At 65.6% G+C, this 17,509-nt stretch carries 17 protein-coding genes and 1 tRNA gene; 14 read left to right on the forward strand and 4 right to left on the reverse strand.

Annotated elements, in window-relative coordinates; translation table 11 throughout:
- Nucleotides 1-63 precede the first annotated feature (63 nt).
- Nucleotides 64-146: transfer RNA gene (locus tag ACJJV6_RS17430), tRNA-Leu, on the reverse strand.
- 170 nt (nt 147-316) lie between these two features.
- Between ACJJV6_RS17430 and ACJJV6_RS17435 the strand changes: the two genes are divergently transcribed.
- Together ACJJV6_RS17435 and ACJJV6_RS17440 are read left to right on the forward strand one after the other, a co-directional pair.
- Nucleotides 317-1,621, forward strand: a complete 1,305-nt coding sequence (locus ACJJV6_RS17435) for a M20/M25/M40 family metallo-hydrolase (RefSeq protein WP_354176874.1) — start codon at nt 317-319, stop codon at nt 1,619-1,621.
- Between the two features lie 12 nt (nt 1,622-1,633).
- On the forward strand, nt 1,634-2,794 hold the full coding sequence (locus ACJJV6_RS17440; protein WP_009358574.1) for an acyl-CoA dehydrogenase family protein: 1,161 nt from the start codon (nt 1,634-1,636) through the stop codon (nt 2,792-2,794).
- On the opposite strand, the gene ACJJV6_RS17445 is transcribed toward ACJJV6_RS17440, so the two are convergent.
- A complete protein-coding gene (locus ACJJV6_RS17445) occupies nt 2,791-3,024 on the reverse strand; it encodes a DUF5703 family protein (RefSeq protein ID WP_009358575.1) in 234 nt (77 codons plus the stop codon). The genes ACJJV6_RS17440 and ACJJV6_RS17445 overlap by 4 nt on opposite strands.
- Nucleotides 3,025-3,063: 39 nt before the next feature.
- On the opposite strand from ACJJV6_RS17445, the gene ACJJV6_RS17450 reads away from it, so the two are divergent.
- A complete protein-coding gene (locus ACJJV6_RS17450) occupies nt 3,064-3,327 on the forward strand; it encodes a hypothetical protein (protein ID WP_009358576.1) in 264 nt (87 codons plus the stop codon).
- 27 nt (nt 3,328-3,354) lie between these two features.
- Here ACJJV6_RS17450 and ACJJV6_RS17455 read toward each other — a convergent pair whose 3' ends face one another.
- On the reverse strand, nt 3,355-4,290 hold the full coding sequence (locus tag ACJJV6_RS17455; protein ID WP_009358577.1) for an aldo/keto reductase: 936 nt from the start codon (nt 4,288-4,290) through the stop codon (nt 3,355-3,357).
- Nucleotides 4,291-4,342: 52 nt separating this feature from the next.
- Between ACJJV6_RS17455 and ACJJV6_RS17460 the strand changes: the two genes are divergently transcribed.
- The gene (locus ACJJV6_RS17460) at nt 4,343-5,176 is read left to right on the forward strand and encodes an undecaprenyl-diphosphate phosphatase (protein WP_133347066.1); all 834 of its coding nucleotides are present in this window, start codon (nt 4,343-4,345) and stop codon (nt 5,174-5,176) included.
- A gap of 15 nt (nt 5,177-5,191) precedes the next feature.
- Nucleotides 5,192-6,469, forward strand: coding sequence for a cysteine--1-D-myo-inosityl 2-amino-2-deoxy-alpha-D-glucopyranoside ligase (gene mshC, locus ACJJV6_RS17465; RefSeq protein ID WP_407709463.1), 1,278 nt, complete (start codon nt 5,192-5,194; stop codon nt 6,467-6,469).
- An 87-nt stretch (nt 6,470-6,556) separates the two neighbouring features.
- On the opposite strand, the gene ACJJV6_RS17470 is transcribed toward mshC, so the two are convergent.
- Nucleotides 6,557-7,462, reverse strand: a complete 906-nt coding sequence (locus tag ACJJV6_RS17470; protein ID WP_009358579.1) for a PAC2 family protein — start codon at nt 7,460-7,462, stop codon at nt 6,557-6,559.
- A 150-nt stretch (nt 7,463-7,612) separates the two neighbouring features.
- Here ACJJV6_RS17470 and ACJJV6_RS17475 point away from each other — a divergent pair, with 150 nt between their 5' ends.
- The 9 genes from ACJJV6_RS17475 (at nt 7,613) to pafA (ending at nt 17,458) form a co-directional block, all read left to right on the forward strand.
- Nucleotides 7,613-8,359: an HAD family hydrolase gene (locus ACJJV6_RS17475; RefSeq protein ID WP_407709464.1), complete on the forward strand. Its 747-nt coding sequence runs from the start codon at nt 7,613-7,615 to the stop codon at nt 8,357-8,359.
- Nucleotides 8,346-9,518 (forward strand): site-2 protease family protein, encoded by a 1,173-nt coding sequence (locus ACJJV6_RS17480; RefSeq protein ID WP_407709465.1) that lies wholly within the window; start codon nt 8,346-8,348, stop codon nt 9,516-9,518. Before ACJJV6_RS17475 ends, ACJJV6_RS17480 begins: the two co-directional genes overlap by 14 nt.
- A 96-nt stretch (nt 9,519-9,614) precedes the next feature.
- A complete protein-coding gene (locus ACJJV6_RS17485; protein ID WP_009358582.1) occupies nt 9,615-10,679 on the forward strand; it encodes a tRNA (adenine-N1)-methyltransferase in 1,065 nt (354 codons plus the stop codon).
- Between the two features lie 81 nt (nt 10,680-10,760).
- On the forward strand, nt 10,761-12,512 hold the full coding sequence (gene arc / locus ACJJV6_RS17490) for a proteasome ATPase (protein ID WP_009358583.1): 1,752 nt from the start codon (nt 10,761-10,763) through the stop codon (nt 12,510-12,512).
- Nucleotides 12,509-14,182, forward strand: a complete 1,674-nt coding sequence (gene dop / locus ACJJV6_RS17495) for a depupylase/deamidase Dop (RefSeq protein ID WP_407709466.1) — start codon at nt 12,509-12,511, stop codon at nt 14,180-14,182. The genes arc and dop overlap by 4 nt, the downstream gene beginning before the upstream one ends.
- Nucleotides 14,183-14,267: 85 nt before the next feature.
- Complete coding sequence (locus tag ACJJV6_RS17500) at nt 14,268-14,471, forward strand: ubiquitin-like protein Pup (RefSeq protein ID WP_009358585.1); 204 nt, start codon at nt 14,268-14,270, stop codon at nt 14,469-14,471.
- 80 nt (nt 14,472-14,551) lie between these two features.
- Nucleotides 14,552-15,373, forward strand: coding sequence for a proteasome subunit beta (gene prcB / locus ACJJV6_RS17505; protein WP_009358586.1), 822 nt, complete (start codon nt 14,552-14,554; stop codon nt 15,371-15,373).
- 1 nt (nt 15,374) lies between these two features.
- Nucleotides 15,375-16,085: a proteasome subunit alpha gene (prcA, locus tag ACJJV6_RS17510; protein WP_009358587.1), complete on the forward strand. Its 711-nt coding sequence runs from the start codon at nt 15,375-15,377 to the stop codon at nt 16,083-16,085.
- Between the two features lie 8 nt (nt 16,086-16,093).
- Nucleotides 16,094-17,458, forward strand: a complete 1,365-nt coding sequence (pafA, locus tag ACJJV6_RS17515; protein ID WP_407709467.1) for a Pup--protein ligase — start codon at nt 16,094-16,096, stop codon at nt 17,456-17,458.
- The last annotated feature ends 51 nt before the right edge of the window (nt 17,459-17,509 follow it).

Raw genomic sequence — 17,509 nt, forward strand, 5'->3', positions numbered from 1 at the left:
ACGAGTGGATGCGGGCATGAAAAAAGCCCCGGAAAATCAACGATTTTCCGGGGCTTCCCTTTGTGCGCGGAGGGGGACTTGAACCCCCACCCCCTTTCGAGGACTAGCACCTCAAGCTAGCGCGTCTGCCATTCCGCCACCCGCGCAGGTGGTATTTCGGGAGCCGTTCACACCTTTCAGTGTTTCGCGCCTCTCCGAAGCAGCGAGAAAAACTCTAACACGACTTTTCAGGAACAACGAATCGGGCGACATGGGTAGGCTGAGGGCAGCGGTTTCCGCCCGTGCCAGCCAGTCATTCCCTAACGAGGAGCTCTCAATGCCTGACGTCCTGCCCGAGGATGAAGTTGTCCGGATCTGCCAGGAACTCATCCGGATCGATACCTCGAACTATGGCGATGGGTCCGGGCCGGGGGAGCGGGCGGCCGCTGAATACGCCGCCGGGCTGATCGAGGAGGTTGGGCTGGAGGCAGAGATCTTCGAGTCCGCCCCGGGCCGGGCGAATGTGGTCACCCGGATGGCCGGCGAGGATCCGTCCGCCAGCGCGCTGGTGGTGCACGGCCACCTGGACGTTGTCCCCGCCCTCCGTGACCAGTGGTCCGTGGACCCGTTCGGCGCAGAACTGAAGGACGGGCTGATCTGGGGACGCGGCGCCGTGGACATGAAGGACATGGACGCCATGATCCTTTCCGTGCTGCGCGGCTTCGCGCGGACCGGAAAGAAGCCCAAGCGGGACATCATCTTCGCCTTCTTCGCCGATGAGGAAGCCGGCGGGGCCATGGGGGCCCGCTACGCCGTGGACAAGCGCCCCGAACTCTTCGAGGGGGCCACAGAAGCCATCTCCGAAGTGGGCGGGTTCTCTGCCACTATCGGCGGCCAGCGCACCTACCTCCTGCAGACTGCGGAGAAGGGCATCTCATGGCTCCGCCTCGTGGCGCACGGCAGGGCGGGACACGGCTCGCAGATCAGCACGGACAACGCCGTGACGCGCCTGGCCGGAGCCGTGACGCGCATCGGCGAGTACAAGTGGCCCATTGAGCTGACCCCCACCACCCGCCAGTTCCTGGACGGCGTGACGGAACTCACGGGTGTGGAGTTCGACGCCGACAACCCGGACGTGCTGCTCAGCCAGCTGGGGACCGTGGCCCGGTTCGTGGGCGCAACACTCCAGAACACCACCAACCCCACGCTGCTCAAAGGCGGCTACAAGCACAACGTCATCCCGGAGTCCGCGGAGGCGCTGATCGACTGCCGCACCCTGCCCGGCCAGCAGGAGCACGTCCTGGAGATCGTCCGCGAACTGGCCGGAACCGGCGTCGATGTCAGCTACGTCCACAAGGATGTCTCCCTGGAGGTGCCCTTCGCAGGCAACCTGGTGGACTCCATGATCGACGCCCTGCACTCCGAAGACCCCGGCGCCAAGGTCCTGCCCTACACCCTCTCCGGCGGCACGGACAACAAATCGCTGAGCAGGCTCGGCATCACGGGCTACGGCTTCGCGCCCCTGATGCTGCCGGACGAGCTGGACTTCACCGGCATGTTCCACGGGGTTGACGAGCGCGTTCCCGCGGACTCGCTCAAGTTCGGCGCCAGGGTCCTCAACACCCTGCTCACCAACTACTGACCAATGAATGCCATGACGCCTGAAGACGTGCTCCCGGACTCCCTCCTGGAGCGGATCCGCGGCAGGGCAGCCGGCTACGACCGGAACAACACCTTCTTCCACGAGGACCTGGCAGAGCTTGCTGCCGCCGGCTACCTGAAGTTGTTTGTCCCCGCGTCCGACGGCGGCATGGGCTTTGGCCTCGAAACGGCGGCGCAGTGCCAGCGCAGGCTCGCAACGGCTGCCCCGGCCACCGCCCTTGCGGTGAATATGCACCTGGTGTGGACCGGCGTCGCCCATGTCCTGAAGAGCCGCGGGGACAGCTCGCTGGAGTTCGTCCTCAGGGAAGCGGCAGAGGGCGAGATCTTTGCCTTCGGCAATTCCGAGGCAGGCAATGACGCCGTCCTCTTTGACTCCCGTACTGAAGCTGTCCCGCTGCCGGACGGCGGGTACGCCTTCACGGGCACGAAGATCTTCACCAGCCTGTCACCGGCCTGGACGCGGCTGGGGATTTTCGGGAAGGACGCGGAGGCCGGGGACGGCGACGGCGAACTCGTCCACGGGTTCATCACCCGCGAGACGGCCGGCTACCGCATCCTCGACGACTGGGACACCCTGGGCATGCGTGCCAGCCAGTCCGCCACCACTGTCCTGGAGGGCGTGCGGGTCCCGGCGGAGCGGATCTTCCGCAAACTCCCCGTGGGGCCCAACCCCGATCCGCTGATCTTCGCCATCTTCGCCTGCTTCGAAACACTGCTGGCCGCCGTCTACACAGGACTGGGGGAGCGGGCGCTGGCTGTGGGCGTCGAAACCGCCAAACGCCGCACGTCATTCAAGAACGGCGGCAGGAGCTACGCCCAGGATCCGGACATCCGCTGGAAGGTCGCCGAGGCAGCCATGGCCATGGACAGCCTGTACCCGCACCTAACAACGGTGGCGGCCGACGTTGACGCCCAGGCGGACCATGGCGCCCAATGGTTCCCCAAGCTGGTGGGGCTCAAAGTCAATGCGACCGAGACTGCCCGCCGGGTAGTGGACCTGGCAATCCGGGTCAGCGGCGGATCAAGCTATTTCCGCGGTTCCGAACTTGAGCGACTCTACCGGGATGTCCTCGCCGGCATGTTCCACCCGTCCGACGACGAATCGGCCCACAACACGGTGGCGAACGCCTGGCTGGGACCACTCGAGAACTAGACGGTCCGCTGGACCTGCAACACCCTGCGGCGGAGCCAGAACCGCCGGCCGCCGCCCACATACAGCTTGCTGCGTTCCAGTTCCCACTTGCCGTACTCGGAGTGTTCCACGAGCCGGCGCCGTGCCTCATGAAGCGAATCGTCGGGGCTCACCGTCAGTACGAGGTACTCGTACTGCCTCAAATAGTCCCGTTCCCGCTGGACCGAGCTGGTGAGAAATTGTTCCTTCATTGCTCTCCATTTTCGTCCTTTTCCGGCTAACGTGAAGTCATGAGCATCGATCCGCGTGTCGCGCTTTCGTCCCTGACCACCGCTTTGGAAGAACACCTTATAGCAGCATCCAACCGCCGCGGAGATGGTGACCCCTCCGTGGAGGCAGCATTTTTTGCAGTGGCAGATGCCTTCGAAGTTTATGAAGACGCACTGTACGAGGCCTACAACGAAGTAACCCCGCTGCAGGTCTTTGATGACGAGGACGAAGAGGACGAGGACAGCGACGTGGACGACGAGGATCTGGAGATCGTCGAGGAGTAAGGCCCAGGGCAGCGCATAGAACGGAAGCTACCGCGCCGCGGACACGTCCTCCAGGGCCAGGGCGATTTCGGGCGGCAGCGGCGCCAGCTGCGACTCAAGTATTTCCTTCAGCTGCACGGGTGTCCGCGCACCCACGATCGCGGTGGACACCCCGTGCTGCGACAGCAGCCAGCTGAGCGCCACATCCTGGGGTGACCTGCCCAGGCCTTTTGCCGCCATGCAGACCGCTTCAACCGTCCTGGACGGCTTCTCCGCAAGGTAGGGCTCCACATACGCCGCCCCGGAGGCGGTAGCCCCCCGGGACCCTGACGGAATGCTGCCGCGGTACTTTCCGGTCAGGACGCCGCGGCCCAGCGGAGCCCAGGCCATCAGGCCCAGGCCGGCGTCCTCGACGGCGGGAATGAGCTCGGCTTCCGGTTTCCGCTGGACGAACGAGTACTCTGCCTGCACCGCCACCAGCGGGAACCCTGCAACAGCCGCTGCCTTGGCCGCCTGCCAGCCGGTGAAATTGGACACACCGACGTACCGGGCCCTGCCTGTGCGGACCGCAAACTCCAGGGCGGACAGGGTTTCCTCGAGCGGGACGTTTCCGTCCCAGGCCTGGGCGAACCAGATGTCCACATAATCGGTGCCGAGCCTGGCCAGGCTGGCCTCCAGGCCGGTGAGCATCGCGTTACGGGACGTGTCGACGGCGCGCCGGCCATCCGGCGTCGTCATTCCCGCCTTGGTGGAGATGGTGACCTCGGTGCGGGCCACCACGTCGCCTAGCAGCGAACCCAGCATGGCTTCGGCGCGCCCCTCGGAGTAGGAAGCTGCCGTATCCACGTGCCGCCCGCCGGCGTTAAGGAACGTGCGCAGCAGCTCGGTGGCGTCCTGTTCGTCGGTTTCGCCGGCCCAGTCCATGGTGCCGAGCGAGAGGGCTGAAACACGCAATCCACTGTTGCCGACGTAACGCTGCTGCATAGCAGCAAGCTTACGGGCAGAACCACCCGTACCCATGCCGTAGGGTCTTAGCGTGAACTGGTTTGAGGTGGCCCTGCTGGGCCTAGTGCAGGGACTGACCGAATTTCTACCAATTTCTTCTAGTGCGCATCTGCGGATCGTGGGGCAATTCCTTCCCAACGCCGCTGACCCCGGGGCAGCTTTTACCGCCATCACCCAGCTGGGCACCGAAACGGCCGTGCTGGTGTATTTCTGGCGGGACATCGTCCGGATCGTCAAGGCCTGGGCCGGTTCCCTCAGCGGAAAAGTGTCGCGGCAGGACCCCGACGCCCGGATGGGCTGGCTGGTCATCCTGGGCAGCCTTCCGATCATCGTGCTCGGCCTGCTGTTCCAGGACCAGATCGAGTCGGTGCTGCGCAGCATGTGGATCGTAGCCACGATGCTTATCGTCTTCGGCCTCTTCCTGGCCGTCGCCGACGCGGTTGGCAAGCAGAAGCGCGACCTCAACCACCTCACGTACAAGCACGGCATCCTTTACGGGTTCGCGCAGGCCATGGCACTGATTCCCGGCGTCTCCCGCTCCGGCGGAACGATCACGGCCGGCCTGCTCATGGGGTACACGCGTGAGGCCGCGGCACGCTACTCCTTCCTGCTCGCCATCCCCGCGGTCTTCGGGAGCGGGCTCTACCAGCTGTACAAGGTGGTCTCCAAGGACGGCATCACCGGACCCTACGGCCTGCCTGAAACGGCCCTGGCAACGGTTATCGCCTTCGTGGTGGGCTACATCATCATCGGCTGGTTCCTGAAATTCGTCTCCACCCGCAGCTACCGCCTGTTCGTCTGGTACCGCATATTGCTGGGTCTGGGCCTCTACCTGCTGCTCGGTTTCGGAGTCATCAGCGCCTAGCACTAGGCTTGGTGTGTGAAATCCTGGTCCTCCCGCCCCGTTCCTGCCCTGCCCGGAAGCATGCCTGCCATCCGGTTGTTCGATACCGCGGCAGGCCGCGAGGTGGAGCTTGAGCCTGAGGCCAGGCCGTCCATGTACGTCTGCGGCATCACCCCTTACGACGCCACGCACATGGGCCATGCCGCCAGCTACGTGGCCTTCGACCTGCTCAACAGGGCATGGCGCGACGCCGGCAAAAACGTCTCGTACGTCCAGAACGTGACCGACGTCGATGATCCGCTGCTGGAGCGGGCCACGGCCACCGGAGTGGACTGGCAGGACCTGGCAGCCAGCCAGATCGAGCTGTTCCAGACGGACATGGAGGCCCTCAACGTCCTCTCCCCGGACCATTACGTCGGTGCGGTCGAATCCATCGGGCTGATCGTGCCTGAGGTGGAGCGGCTTGTGAGCCTCGGCCTGGCCTACACGGTTGAGGGCACCAACGGGGAGCCGGACGGCGACGTCTATTACGACGTCGAAGCGGCGGGCAAGCAGTCCGTGGCACCGGGAGCATGGAGCCTGGGCAGCATCTCCGGGCGGCCGGAAAGCGAAATGCTGGAGCTCTTCGCGGAGCGCGGCGGTGATCCCGGCCGCGCAGGCAAGCGCCAGGCGCTTGACCCGCTGCTGTGGCGCGTGGCGCGCGACGGTGAGCCGAGCTGGCCCGGTGGAAGCCTCGGCGCCGGCCGGCCCGGCTGGCACATTGAATGCACCGTCATCGCGCAGAAGTACCTGCCGTCCCCGTTCACCGTCCAGGGCGGCGGTTCCGACCTTATCTTCCCGCACCATGAAATGGGTGCCGGGCACGCGTTCTCGCTCGCAGGCGTGCCGCTGGCCCGGCATTTCGCGCACGCAGGCATGGTGGGGCTCGACGGCGAAAAAATGAGCAAGTCCAAGGGCAACCTGGTGCTGGTTTCCAGGCTGCGGGCCGCCGGGGAGGACCCCGCCGCCATCCGGCTCGCCATCCTTGCCCACCACTACCGCTCCGACTGGTCCTGGACTGACGAAGGCTTCGCCGCTGCGAAAGCCGACCTCGCCGCCTGGCGCCGCGCCCTTGGACACGCCCCGGCAGGTTCCGCCGAACCCCTCATCGCCGACATGCGGGCTGCGCTGGCGTCTGACCTTGACGCGCCGGCGGCCGTTGCCGCGGTCTCCCGGTGGGCCCGCGAGGCGAACGACGGCGGTGCTGCCGCCAGCCCCGCCGACCGGGACCTGGTGAAGGATGCGGTGGACGCCCTCCTGGGGATCCGCCTCTAGACTGCGCGCGCTGTCCTGCGCTCACAGCAAAGGGACCTGAGGGGAAGATTTCCCGTCAGGCCCTTTGCTGTATCGGTTTTTAGGGGGTCAGGGCCGGTCCTGGCCCCGCCTCTTTAAGTAGCGCTCGAACTCGCGGGCAATGGATTCCCCGGTTGCTTCCGGCAGGTCCGCCGTGTCCTTCGCTTCCTCCAGCTGACGGACATATGCTGCGATCTCGGGGTCTTCGGTGGCAAGTTCGTCCACGCCCCGCTCCCAGGCATCCGCTTCCTCTGCCAGCTCGTGCGTGTCCAGCGGCACCTGAAGCAGCTCCTCGATCCGGTGCAGGAGGGCCAGCTGTGCCTTGGGTGACGGCGCCTGGGCCACGTAGTGCGGTACGGCGGCCCACAGCGAAACGGTAGGAATGCCTGCCAGGAGAGCCACCTCGGCCAGGACGCCCACAATGCCCACCGGGCCTTCGTACTGCGAGGCTTCAAGGTTCATGCGTTCCCGCAGCGGCGCATCGTCCGAGGACGTGCTGACCGGGATGGGCCGGCTGTGCGGGACGTCCGCCAGCAGTGCCCCCACCAGAACCACATAGTCCACATTCAGCGCTTCCGCATGCACCAGCAACTCGGCCGTGTAGGCGCGCCACTTATAGGACGGCTCCGTACCCTGGACGAAGATAACGTCCACATTGGAGTTGGGTGCGCTGGCCTTGTAGATGCGGGTGGAGGGCCACTTAATCTTGCGTTCGCCGGCGGCATTCCTGCGGACCGTGGGGCGGGTGAACTGGAAGTCGTAGTACTCATCGGCGTCTATGGACGCCACCTTCTTGCCGCCCCACAGTTTGTTCAGGTAGCGCAGCGAATCGCTTGCCGCTTCCCCGGCGTCGTTCCAGCCTTCAAAGGCGGCAAGCATCACGGTTACGCGTTTCCCGTCAGCCACGGGCTGCAGGAACCGTTCCCGCTCGGGTCCGGCACCCGGTGCGTCGGTGTCTCCCTCGAAGCTATTCATTTCTTCACCCTACGTCCAAGGTGCTTCCCCGCGCATGACTGAAGCGCCGCAAATCACCGGATACGCGTCCGGCGGCCGGGAACCATCCCGGATTCGGCCAAGGGCGTAAGCCCACAGGGTCCGCCCAGCAAGTCCCCGTAGACTGGGCACATGCGATCGCCTGCCTCCAGTTCCCCGCTCAAAGCTGTCCTCTGGGATATGGACGGGACCATCGTGGATACCGAGCCCTACTGGATCGCAGCGGAGCACGCCCTCGTGGAAGCCCATGGCGGCACATGGTCCCATGAGCAGGCCATGCAGCTGGTGGGCCAGTCCCTCACGTTTTCGGCGGGGCTCCTTCAGGAAGCGGGCGTGCGGATGGAGATCCGCGAGATCATCGACAGCCTTACCGCGACGGTCATCAGCAGCGTGCAGCGGCAGGTCCCATGGCGGCCGGGTGCGCGGGAACTCCTTGAGGACCTGCACCAGGCCGGGGTCCGGTGCGCCCTGGTCACCATGTCCGAAGGCCCGCTCGCGCGGCAGGTGGTGGACAGCCTGCCCCGCCCGTACTTCGAAATCCTCGTGACCGGGGATACCGTCACGCAGGGCAAGCCGCACCCGGAGGCCTACCTCACCGCCGTGGAGCTGCTGCAGGAACGCGACCCGGACCTGGGCATCCACCATTGCGTGGCGCTCGAAGACTCGGCGCCGGGCGTGGCAGCGGCCGTTGCCTCCGGGGTGCCCACGGTGGCAATACCCCACATTGTTCCCCTGCCGGAGGACAGCCGCTACACGCTGTGGAACTCCCTCTCCGGCCGGTCCCTGCCTGACCTGGAGGACCTCCTGGCAGCAAGCCCGGCCCTTGCCGCGGGCAGTGCAGGGGAGCCGGCCTCCGCCGTCGGACATGGCCGTGGCTGAGACCCCCACGCCAGTTCGCCGCGAAGGCATCCCGCTCGGCCGGATCGCCGGCGTCCCCGTGGTGCTCGCCTACTCGTGGTTCATCATCGCCGCCTTCACGGTGATCGTTTACGGTCCGGTCCTTGGCCGCAGCAATCCCGCGCTCGGCACCACCGCCTACATCATCGCGTTCGCCTACGCCGTCCTGCTCCTGATTTCCGTGCTGGTCCACGAACTGGCCCACGCCCTGACGGCCAGGATCTACGGCTGGCCAACACAAAAGATCGTCCTTAATCTCTGGGGCGGCCACACCCAGTTCGAAAGCTTCACCGCCTCGCCGGGGAGGTCAGTCCTGGTGGCACTGGCCGGGCCCGCAGCCAACTTTGTCCTGGCCGGCGGCGCGTGGCTGCTGCTCACCTCGGTACCGCTGGGCAGTGTGGCGGATATCCTCATCAACATTTTCATGTGGGCAAACTTCCTGATCGCCGTCTTCAACGTGCTGCCGGGACTGCCGCTCGACGGCGGCCGGCTGGTGGAGTCCGCCGTCTGGAAGGCGACCGGAAGCCAGGCCAAGGGAACCATTGCCGCGGGCTGGGGCGGCCGCATCATCGTGATCGCCCTTGCCTACTGGTTCCTTCTCCGCCCCCTGCTCGCCGGCGAAGAGCCCGAGTTCAGCCTGGTAATGATCACCGTCCTCGTCGGAGGGTTCCTGTGGATGGGCGCCTCCGCTTCGATCCGGCAGGGCACGCTCCGCAGCAGGCTCCCGCTTGTCAGCGCGCAGGCACTGGCGAGCCCCGCCGTCGGGCTTCCCGCCACCGCGACGGTCCAGGACGCGGTGCGTTACGGGGCCGCGGGACAGAATTCCGTGGTGGTTTACGGGCCTGACGGCCGGCCGCAGGCCGTGGTGGACGCCACGGCACTCGCAGCCGTGCCGCCCGCCGCCGCCCCGTCCACCGCCATCACAGCCGTCTCCTTTGCCCTGGCCCCGGGCGCCTACGTCCCTGAATGGGCGAAAGGACAGGAGCTCATCACCTTCCTTTCGCAGGTGGCGGGACGCCACTACGCCGTGATCGACCATAACGGCAGGGTCACCGGCCTGCTCTCGCAGGAGGCGGTGCTGGCGGCCATCACCGGGAAGCGGCAGCGGCCCGATAGGCGCCCGCAGGGCCAGAACCGGTAGAGTTACCTGCCGGTGTGCATTGCCGCCGCAGAAGCCACCACGTCTCCCACGGACATCTCTGCGCGGCCCCAAAGGTTTACAGGAGCGAGGAACATCATGAGCAGCGAGACCGCCGTCAACGACGCCACAGCAGCAGCCGGGTCCGGCGCCGCCGCCGGCAGCTCGCAGCCGGTGGGAGCCGCCAGGCGCCGGGGACCGTTCCGGGAAGGTGAACGCGTCCAGCTCACCGACGAGCGCGGACGCATGAACACCATCACCCTCGAGCGCGGCGGCGCGTTCCACACCCACCGTGGCTTCCTCAACCATGACGACATCATCGGCAAGGTGGACGGCTCCGTGGTGGTCAACAATGTGGGCCAGCAGTACCAGACCCTGCGCCCGCTGCTCTCCGACTTCGTGCTCTCCATGCCCCGCGGCGCGGCAGTCGTCTATCCCAAGGACGCCGGGCAGATCGTTACCATGGCGGACATCTTTCCCGGCGCCCGCGTGGTGGAGGCGGGTGTCGGCTCAGGCGCCCTCTCCATTTCCCTGCTCCGCGCCGTAGGCGACCAGGGCTACCTGCACTCCTTCGAGCGGCGCGAGGAATTCGCGGACATCGCCCGCGGCAACGTCGAAACCATTTTCGGCGGACCGCACCCCGCGTGGCAGATCTCCCTGGGTGATTTCCAGGAGGAAGTGGTGCGCAGCGAGGCGCCCGGCTCCGTGGACCGCGTGGTCCTGGACATGCTGGCACCCTGGGAGTGCCTCGACGCCGTCGCCACCGTCCTGGCCCCCGGCGGCGTCTGGATCAACTACGTCGCCACGGTCACGCAGCTGTCCCGTACGGCCGAGGCCATCCGTGCAGACGGCCGCTTTACTGAACCGGACGCCTGGGAGTCCCTGGTCCGCGGCTGGCACCTGGAGGGACTTGCTGTCCGCCCGGACCACCGGATGGTGGCCCACACAGGCTTCCTGCTGGTGACCCGCAGGCTGGCCGACGGCGTCACCGGCATCTCGGTCAAGCGCCGTCCGTCAAAGACCGAGTTCAACGAAGAGGACGTCAACGCTTGGACGCCCGGTGCGGTGGGGGAGCGCCTGGTCTCCGACAAGAAGCTGCGCCGCGCCGCCCGGGACGCGATTGCCGGGACCAACGTCAAGGACGGTCCCGAGGTCACGAACTAGTCCACATTTCGGGAGTCTCCATCCCTACCTGCCATCTTGGGGCTAATGTCTTAATAGAAGCGCAGGAAGGGGCTGATACATATGGAGACTCCAAACCAGGACTCCGGACGTACACCGGCAGAGCAGTCTGCCGCCAATGACCTCTCGGTTGCCGACCGCCAGGTCAACATCCTCCGGGACAAGCTCAGGCACATCGACCGCCAGTTGGCTGCGGCAACGCAGAACAACACCAAGCTGGTCAGCATGCTTGAGACCGCGAAAGCCGAGATCCTCCGGCTGAAGAACGCGTTGGACCAGGAAGGACAGCCGCCCTACAGCTTCGGCACCATCCTCCAGCTGAACCCGAAGCGCCCGCCGGCGCCCGGCAGCAGCGGGCAGGCTGCCACGGAGGAATCCGTGGACATCTTCAACGCCGGCCGGAAAATGCGTGTCGGCATCAGCCCGCTGGTCAACATCAACCAGCTCGCCGTGGGCCAGGAAGTCCTGCTGAATGAAGCACTCCTCATCGTGGCCGGGCTCGGCTACGAGCGGGCCGGCGAACTGGCCACGCTCAAGGAAATGCTCGGCGCCGACCGCGCCCTGGTGGTCGGCCGCGCCGACGAGGAACGCGTGGTCCGCCTCTCCGGCGCCCTTCTTTCGGAAAAACTGCGTGTGGGCGATGCGCTCTCCATAGATTCCCGCACCGGGTATGCGCTGGAAAAGGTGCCCCGGTCCGAAGTGGAAAACCTCGTCCTGGAAGAAGTCCCGGACATCACCTACGAGGACATCGGCGGCCTCGGCCCGCAGATCGAACAGATCCGCGACGCTGTCGAACTGCCGTTCCTGCACCCGGACCTGTACCGGGAACACGGGCTGAAGGCTCCCAAGGGCATCCTGCTCTATGGCCCTCCGGGCTGCGGCAAGACCCTCATCGCCAAGGCCGTTGCCAACTCCCTCGCTGCCCGCGCCGCTGAGCGCTCCGGCAACGTGGACCTCAAGAGCTACTTCCTGAACATCAAAGGTCCGGAGCTCCTGGACAAGTATGTCGGCGAAACCGAACGGCACATCCGCCTCATCTTCTCCAGGGCGCGGGAAAAGGCTTCGGACGGCAGCCCGGTAGTGGTGTTCTTCGACGAAATGGATTCGCTGTTCCGCACGCGCGGCACCGGCATTTCCTCCGACGTCGAAACAACCATCGTGCCGCAGCTGCTCAGCGAAATCGACGGCGTGGAGCGGCTGGACAATGTCATCGTCATCGGCGCCTCCAACCGCGAGGACATGATCGATCCGGCCATCCTCCGGCCCGGCCGTCTGGACGTCAAAGTCAAGATCCACCGCCCGGACGCCGAGGCGGCGGCGGACATCTTCAACAAGTACATCACCACCGACCTGCCCTTCCACGAATCCGACCTCGCCGAGCACAACGGCGATGTCCAGGCAACCGTGGACGCCATGGTCCAGCGGACGGTGGAGGCCATGTACTCCACGGACAAGTCGAACGAGTTCCTGGAGGTCACCTACGCCAACGGTGACACCGAGATGCTGTACTTCAAGGACTTCAACTCCGGCGCCGTGGTCCAGAACGTTGTGGACCGCGCCAAAAAGTACGCCATCAAGGACCTCCTGACCACCCAACAGAAGGGGCTCCGGATCGAGCACCTGCTGCGGGCGGTGGTGGACGAGTTCCGTGAGCACGAGGACATGCCCAACACCACCAATCCCGATGACTGGGCCCGGATCTCCGGCAAGAAGGGCGAGCGGATCACCTACATCCGCACCATTGTCCAGGGCAAGGCCGGCCAGGAGCCTGGTAAGTCGATCGAAACCATGCCCACTACGGGACAGTATCTATGACGGCTGCACCGGAGCCCGCCGCCGGGGGAGCACTCCCGGCCGGCGGGGTCATGCGGGTGATGGGCGCGGAAACCGAATACGGCATCCATGCCCCGTCCGCGCCCTCCGCAAATGCCACTATGATGAGTGCCCGGGTGGTCCAGGCCTACGCGCAGGTCACCCGGCAGCGCGCCGCGGGCGGCGCCGAAACCCGCTGGGACTACACGGACGAGGAGCCGCTGCACGACGCCCGCGGCTGGACCGTGGACCGCGGCGCCGCGCATCCCAGCCAGCTGACCGACCAGCCGCCCGTCCTGGACGCCGAAGCGGTGGCCCTGGCGTACGGCCGTGAGGAACTCGAACTCGACGGGCAGGACGAGTCGGGCACGCTCCTCATGAACATGGTCCTGGGCAACGGTGCGCGCCTGTACGTGGACCACGCCCACCCCGAGTATTCGAGCCCCGAGGTCACCAACCCGCGCGATGCGGTCACCTGGGACGCGGCAGGAGACCTGGTGGCGCTGGCAGCGGTGCGCCGTTTGGCCGCGGACCCTGACCTTCCGCCGGTGAACCTCTACAAGAACAACACGGACAACAAGTCCGTGTCCTACGGCTCCCACGAGAACTACCTCATGCCGCGTTCGGTGCCCTTCGGGGACATCGTGCGCGGACTGACACCGTTTTTCGTGACCCGCCAGATCTTCTGCGGGGCGGGCCGGCTGGGAATCGGCCAGGACGCGTCCGCGTCCGGCTACCAGATCAGCCAGCGGGCTGATTTCTTCGAGGCCGAGGTGGGCCTGGAAACAACCATCCGCCGGCCCATCATCAACACGCGGGACGAGCCGCACGCCACCGCGGACAAGTACCGGCGCCTGCACGTGATCATTGGCGATGCCAATCTCAGCCAGGTATCCAACTACCTCAAGTTCGGGACCACTGCCATGGTCCTCAGCCTCATCGAGGCAGGCCTGGCGCCCAAGGTCGAGGTGTACGAACCCGTCCAGGCCTTGCAGACGGTCAGCCATGACACGTCTCTGACGGCCACTTTGCGGCTGCTGGACGGACGGCGGGTCACCGCGCTGGACCTTCAGTGGATGTACCACGAGGCCGCAGCTAAGCTGGCACAGGATACGGGCGTCGGCGATGCCGTGGACGGGGATGGACACACGCATGATGTCCTGGAGCGGTGGGCTACAGTGCTCACCCAGCTGGACAGCAACCGGGCGGCGGCAGCCAGTTCCGTTGAATGGCTCGCTAAGCTTTCGCTCCTGGACGGGTACCGCCAGCGGGACAACCTGGACTGGGATGACGCCCGGCTGGGACTCGTGGACCTTCAATGGTCCGATATCCGGCCCGAAAAGGGGCTGTACTACCGCTTGCTTGCCAGGGACCGGATGCAAAGGATCGTCGACGACGCCGCTATCGTTTCCGCCGTCGGGGAGCCCCCGGCGGACACCCGTGCGTTCTTCCGCGGCAAGTGCATCAGCAGCTTCGGCAAGGATGTGGTGGGCGCGAGCTGGGACTCGGTGATCTTTGACGTACCCGGGTACGGCCGCCTGCAGCGGGTGCCCACCAGGGAGCCGCTGAGGGGAACCAAAACCCTCACCGGAGCGTTGTTCGAACGCTATCGGGAAGCGGGTCCGTTCCTCGCAGAGTTGCTGGGACACAATACCGCTCCGCCTGCGGCGTAAACCGCGCCGGACGGCCGCCAGCGTGGCAGGATTGGCATATCGGAGGATCCGCCGGATCCAATGACCGACTAAGGGAGGGATAACGATGGCAGGCCAGGAGCAAACGCAGCCGCAATCACGCGACAGCCAGGTCGACGAGGACATTCCTGAGGCGCCACCCGCACCGCCGGAAGCCCAGGCTTCGGCATCCACGGAAGGCGTGGACGACCTTCTGGACGAGATTGATGGCGTTCTGGAATCCAACGCCGAAGAATTCGTCCGGGCCTTCGTCCAAAAAGGCGGCCAGTAACCCGGACCGGAAAGGTGGCGGAAGCCCCGGACGGACGGAATCTGTACCGACTTTTAGTACTACGTTCAAGGAGTTCATGAGTGCAGGAATCAACCGCCAACCAGGTAGCCGCCAACGCCACCTCGTCCTTTACGGAACATCTGCAGCGGGACCGGCCGGAGCTTTTGCCCTTTAGCCGGTCCCCTCAGGGTGCTGCGTCCGCAGCTGCCCCGCTGCAGGTTCCGCACGCCACCACGATCGTCGCCATGAGCTACGACGGCGGCGTGCTGATGGCGGGGGACCGGCGGGCCACCATGGGCAATATCATCGCCAGCAGGCACATCGAAAAGGTGTTCCCCGCGGACCGGTTCTCGGTCCTGGGTATCGCGGGGACTGCCGGCATTGCCATAGACCTGACGCGGTTGTTCCAGGTTGAACTTGAGCATTACGAAAAAATCGAAGGCACGCTCCTCAGCCTTGAGGGCAAGGCCAACCGGCTGGGCGCCATGATCCGCGGCAACCTGCCGCTCGCCCTGCAGGGCCTGGCCGTCGTCCCCCTGTTCGCCGGCTTCGACACCAGTGCCGGCGTGGGAAGGCTTTTCTCCTACGACGTGACCGGCGGCCGGTATGAGGAGCACGAACACCACAGCGTGGGGTCCGGTTCGGTCTTCGCACGGGGAGCCCTGAAGAAACTGTGGCGGCCCAACCTTACGGCGGCGGAAGCGCTTGCCGTCGCGGTGGAGTCCCTGTACGACGCCGCCGACGACGATTCGGCCACCGGTGGTCCCGACACCGTGCGCCAGTTGTGGCCCGTGGTCTACACGGTGGACAGTTCCGGCGCCCGCCGGATTCCCGAGGCCGAACTTGCGGCCGCGGCGCGCAACGTCATCGAAGCCCGCACTATCGCCGGACGGGAGGCCTGAGATGACGCAGCAGTTTTATGTATCGCCTGAACAGCTGATGAAGGACCGTGCGGATTTCGCACGGAAAGGCATCGCCCGCGGCAGGTCTGTGGTGGTGATCAGTTGCGCTGACGGGATAGCTCTCGTAGCGGAAAACCCGTCGCCGTCCCTGCACAAAATCGGCGAGATCTACGACAAAATCGCCTTCGCCGCCGTCGGGAAATACAACGAATTTGAAAGCCTCCGGCAGGCCGGTGTCCGGTACGCCGACGTCCGCGGATACTCCTACGACCGCGAGGACGTCACGGCGCGCGGCCTGGCCAGCGTCTACGCACAGAGCCTGGGCGCCGTGTTCACCGCGGAGCAGAAACCTTTCGAAGTGGAACTCGCCGTGGCCGAGGTGGGCCCCACCCAGGAGGAGGACCATCTCTACCGGCTGACCTTCGACGGTTCCATCGCCGACGAACACAGCTTCGTGGTCATGGGTGGCCAGGCGGAGAAGGTTTCCTCAGCCATTGAAGGTGGCTGGCGGAGCACGCTCAGCTTCTCCGAGGCCGTCCGGCTGGCGCTGTCCGGCCTGGCGCCGGCAGCCGATTCGGGTGAATCAGCCAAGCCGATGCCGGCCAGGGCGCTGGAAGTAGCAGTCCTGGACAGGCTGTCCGAGAGCACACGCGGCTCACGGCGCGCTTTCCGCCGGCTGAACGACGCGGACATCACTGCATTGCTGGCCTAGGAGGAAACATGGACAAGAGAATCTTCGGTATTGAAACCGAGTTCGGGATCTCCTATTCGAGCCCCGATTCAAGGCCTCTTGCCCCGGAGGAGGTGGCCCGGTACCTCTTCCGCAAGGTGGTCAGCTGGGGCCGCTCGTCCAATGTGTTCCTCACCAACGGTTCCCGGCTGTACCTGGACGTGGGTTCGCACCCCGAATATGCCACCGCCGAATGCGACGACCTTGCCCAACTGATCGCCCACGACCGGGCGGGCGAACTGATCCTGGACGACCTCGTGGATGAGGCACAGGCGCGGCTGGCCGCGGAGGGTTTCAACGGCACCGTCTACCTGTTCAAGAACAACACGGACTCAGCCGGCAACTCGTACGGCAGCCACGAAAACTACCTCATCCCGCGCCGCGGCGAATTTTCCCGGCTCGCGGAAATCCTGATTCCGTTCCTGGTCACCCGCCAGCTCATCGCCGGCGCGGGCAAGATTCTGAAGACGCCGCACGGTGCGACGTACGCGTTTTCCCAGCGCGCGGACCACATCTGGGAAGGTGTATCCTCAGCCACCACCCGTTCCCGGCCCATCATCAACACCCGCGACGAACCGCACGCCGACGCCGAGTTCTACCGCCGGTTGCACGTCATTGTCGGCGATTCGAACATGTCCGAGGCCACCGCCCTCATGAAAGTGGGCACGGTGGACCTTGTCCTGCGGATGATCGAAGCCGGTGTGATCATGCGGGACATGCGGATGGAGAACCCGATCCGCAGCATCCGCGAGATCTCGCACGACCTCAGCGGCAGGGCCCTGGTCCGGCTGGCCAACGGCCGCCAGCTCACCGCCCTCGAAATCCAGCAGGAATACCTGACCAAGGTCACCGCCTTCGTGAAGGAAAACGGCGCTCACAACCCGCATGTTCCCCTGATCCTTGATCTTTGGGAGCGCACGCTCAAGGCCATCGAAAGCGGGGATTCCCGCGGTATCGAGACCGAAATCGACTGGGCAATCAAGAAAAAGTTGATGGACAACTACCGCGAACGCCACGGGCTTGGCCTCGATGCGCCCAGGATTGCGCAGCTCGACCTGACCTACCACGACATTTCCCGTGGCCGCGGCCTGTACTACCTGCTGCAGTCCCGCGGCGCGGTCCGGCGGATCGTGGACGATACTGTCATCAAGGACGCCGTCGATGCGCCACCCCAGACCACCCGGGCCAAGCTGCGCGGCGACTTCGTCCGGCGCGCCCAGGAACTGGGCCGCGACTACACCGTGGACTGGGTACACCTGAAACTCAACGACCGCGCCCACCAGACCATCCTCTGCAAGGACCCGTTCAGGAGCGTCGACGAGCGCGTGGATGCACTTCTCGACTCTATGGGCTGACACCCAGCTTCAGGGTCTATTCTGGATAAGGCCCTTTATCAGGGCCTGCCG

Source organism: Arthrobacter nitrophenolicus (assembly GCF_045833485.1).
Lineage (GTDB): Bacteria > Actinomycetota > Actinomycetes > Actinomycetales > Micrococcaceae > Arthrobacter > Arthrobacter nitrophenolicus.

What these genes read in the sequence shown, in the direction of transcription:
- prcA (WP_009358587.1), top strand. Translation starts at nt 15,375, where the DNA reads ATGACGCAGCAGTTTTATGTATCGCCTGAACAGCTGATGAAGGACCGT.
- ACJJV6_RS17470 (WP_009358579.1), bottom strand. Translation starts at nt 7,462, where the DNA reads ATGAATAGCTTCGAGGGAGACACCGACGCACCGGGTGCCGGACCCGAG.
- ACJJV6_RS17485 (WP_009358582.1), top strand. Translation starts at nt 9,615, where the DNA reads ATGAGCAGCGAGACCGCCGTCAACGACGCCACAGCAGCAGCCGGGTCC.
- ACJJV6_RS17445 (WP_009358575.1), bottom strand. Translation starts at nt 3,024, where the DNA reads ATGAAGGAACAATTTCTCACCAGCTCGGTCCAGCGGGAACGGGACTAT.
- ACJJV6_RS17500 (WP_009358585.1), top strand. Translation starts at nt 14,268, where the DNA reads ATGGCAGGCCAGGAGCAAACGCAGCCGCAATCACGCGACAGCCAGGTC.
- ACJJV6_RS17440 (WP_009358574.1), top strand. Translation starts at nt 1,634, where the DNA reads ATGACGCCTGAAGACGTGCTCCCGGACTCCCTCCTGGAGCGGATCCGC.
- arc (WP_009358583.1), top strand. Translation starts at nt 10,761, where the DNA reads ATGGAGACTCCAAACCAGGACTCCGGACGTACACCGGCAGAGCAGTCT.
- pafA (WP_407709467.1), top strand. Translation starts at nt 16,094, where the DNA reads ATGGACAAGAGAATCTTCGGTATTGAAACCGAGTTCGGGATCTCCTAT.
- ACJJV6_RS17435 (WP_354176874.1), top strand. Translation starts at nt 317, where the DNA reads ATGCCTGACGTCCTGCCCGAGGATGAAGTTGTCCGGATCTGCCAGGAA.
- ACJJV6_RS17450 (WP_009358576.1), top strand. Translation starts at nt 3,064, where the DNA reads ATGAGCATCGATCCGCGTGTCGCGCTTTCGTCCCTGACCACCGCTTTG.
- dop (WP_407709466.1), top strand. Translation starts at nt 12,509, where the DNA reads ATGACGGCTGCACCGGAGCCCGCCGCCGGGGGAGCACTCCCGGCCGGC.
- ACJJV6_RS17455 (WP_009358577.1), bottom strand. Translation starts at nt 4,290, where the DNA reads ATGCAGCAGCGTTACGTCGGCAACAGTGGATTGCGTGTTTCAGCCCTC.
- ACJJV6_RS17480 (WP_407709465.1), top strand. Translation starts at nt 8,346, where the DNA reads ATGGCCGTGGCTGAGACCCCCACGCCAGTTCGCCGCGAAGGCATCCCG.
- ACJJV6_RS17475 (WP_407709464.1), top strand. Translation starts at nt 7,613, where the DNA reads ATGCGATCGCCTGCCTCCAGTTCCCCGCTCAAAGCTGTCCTCTGGGAT.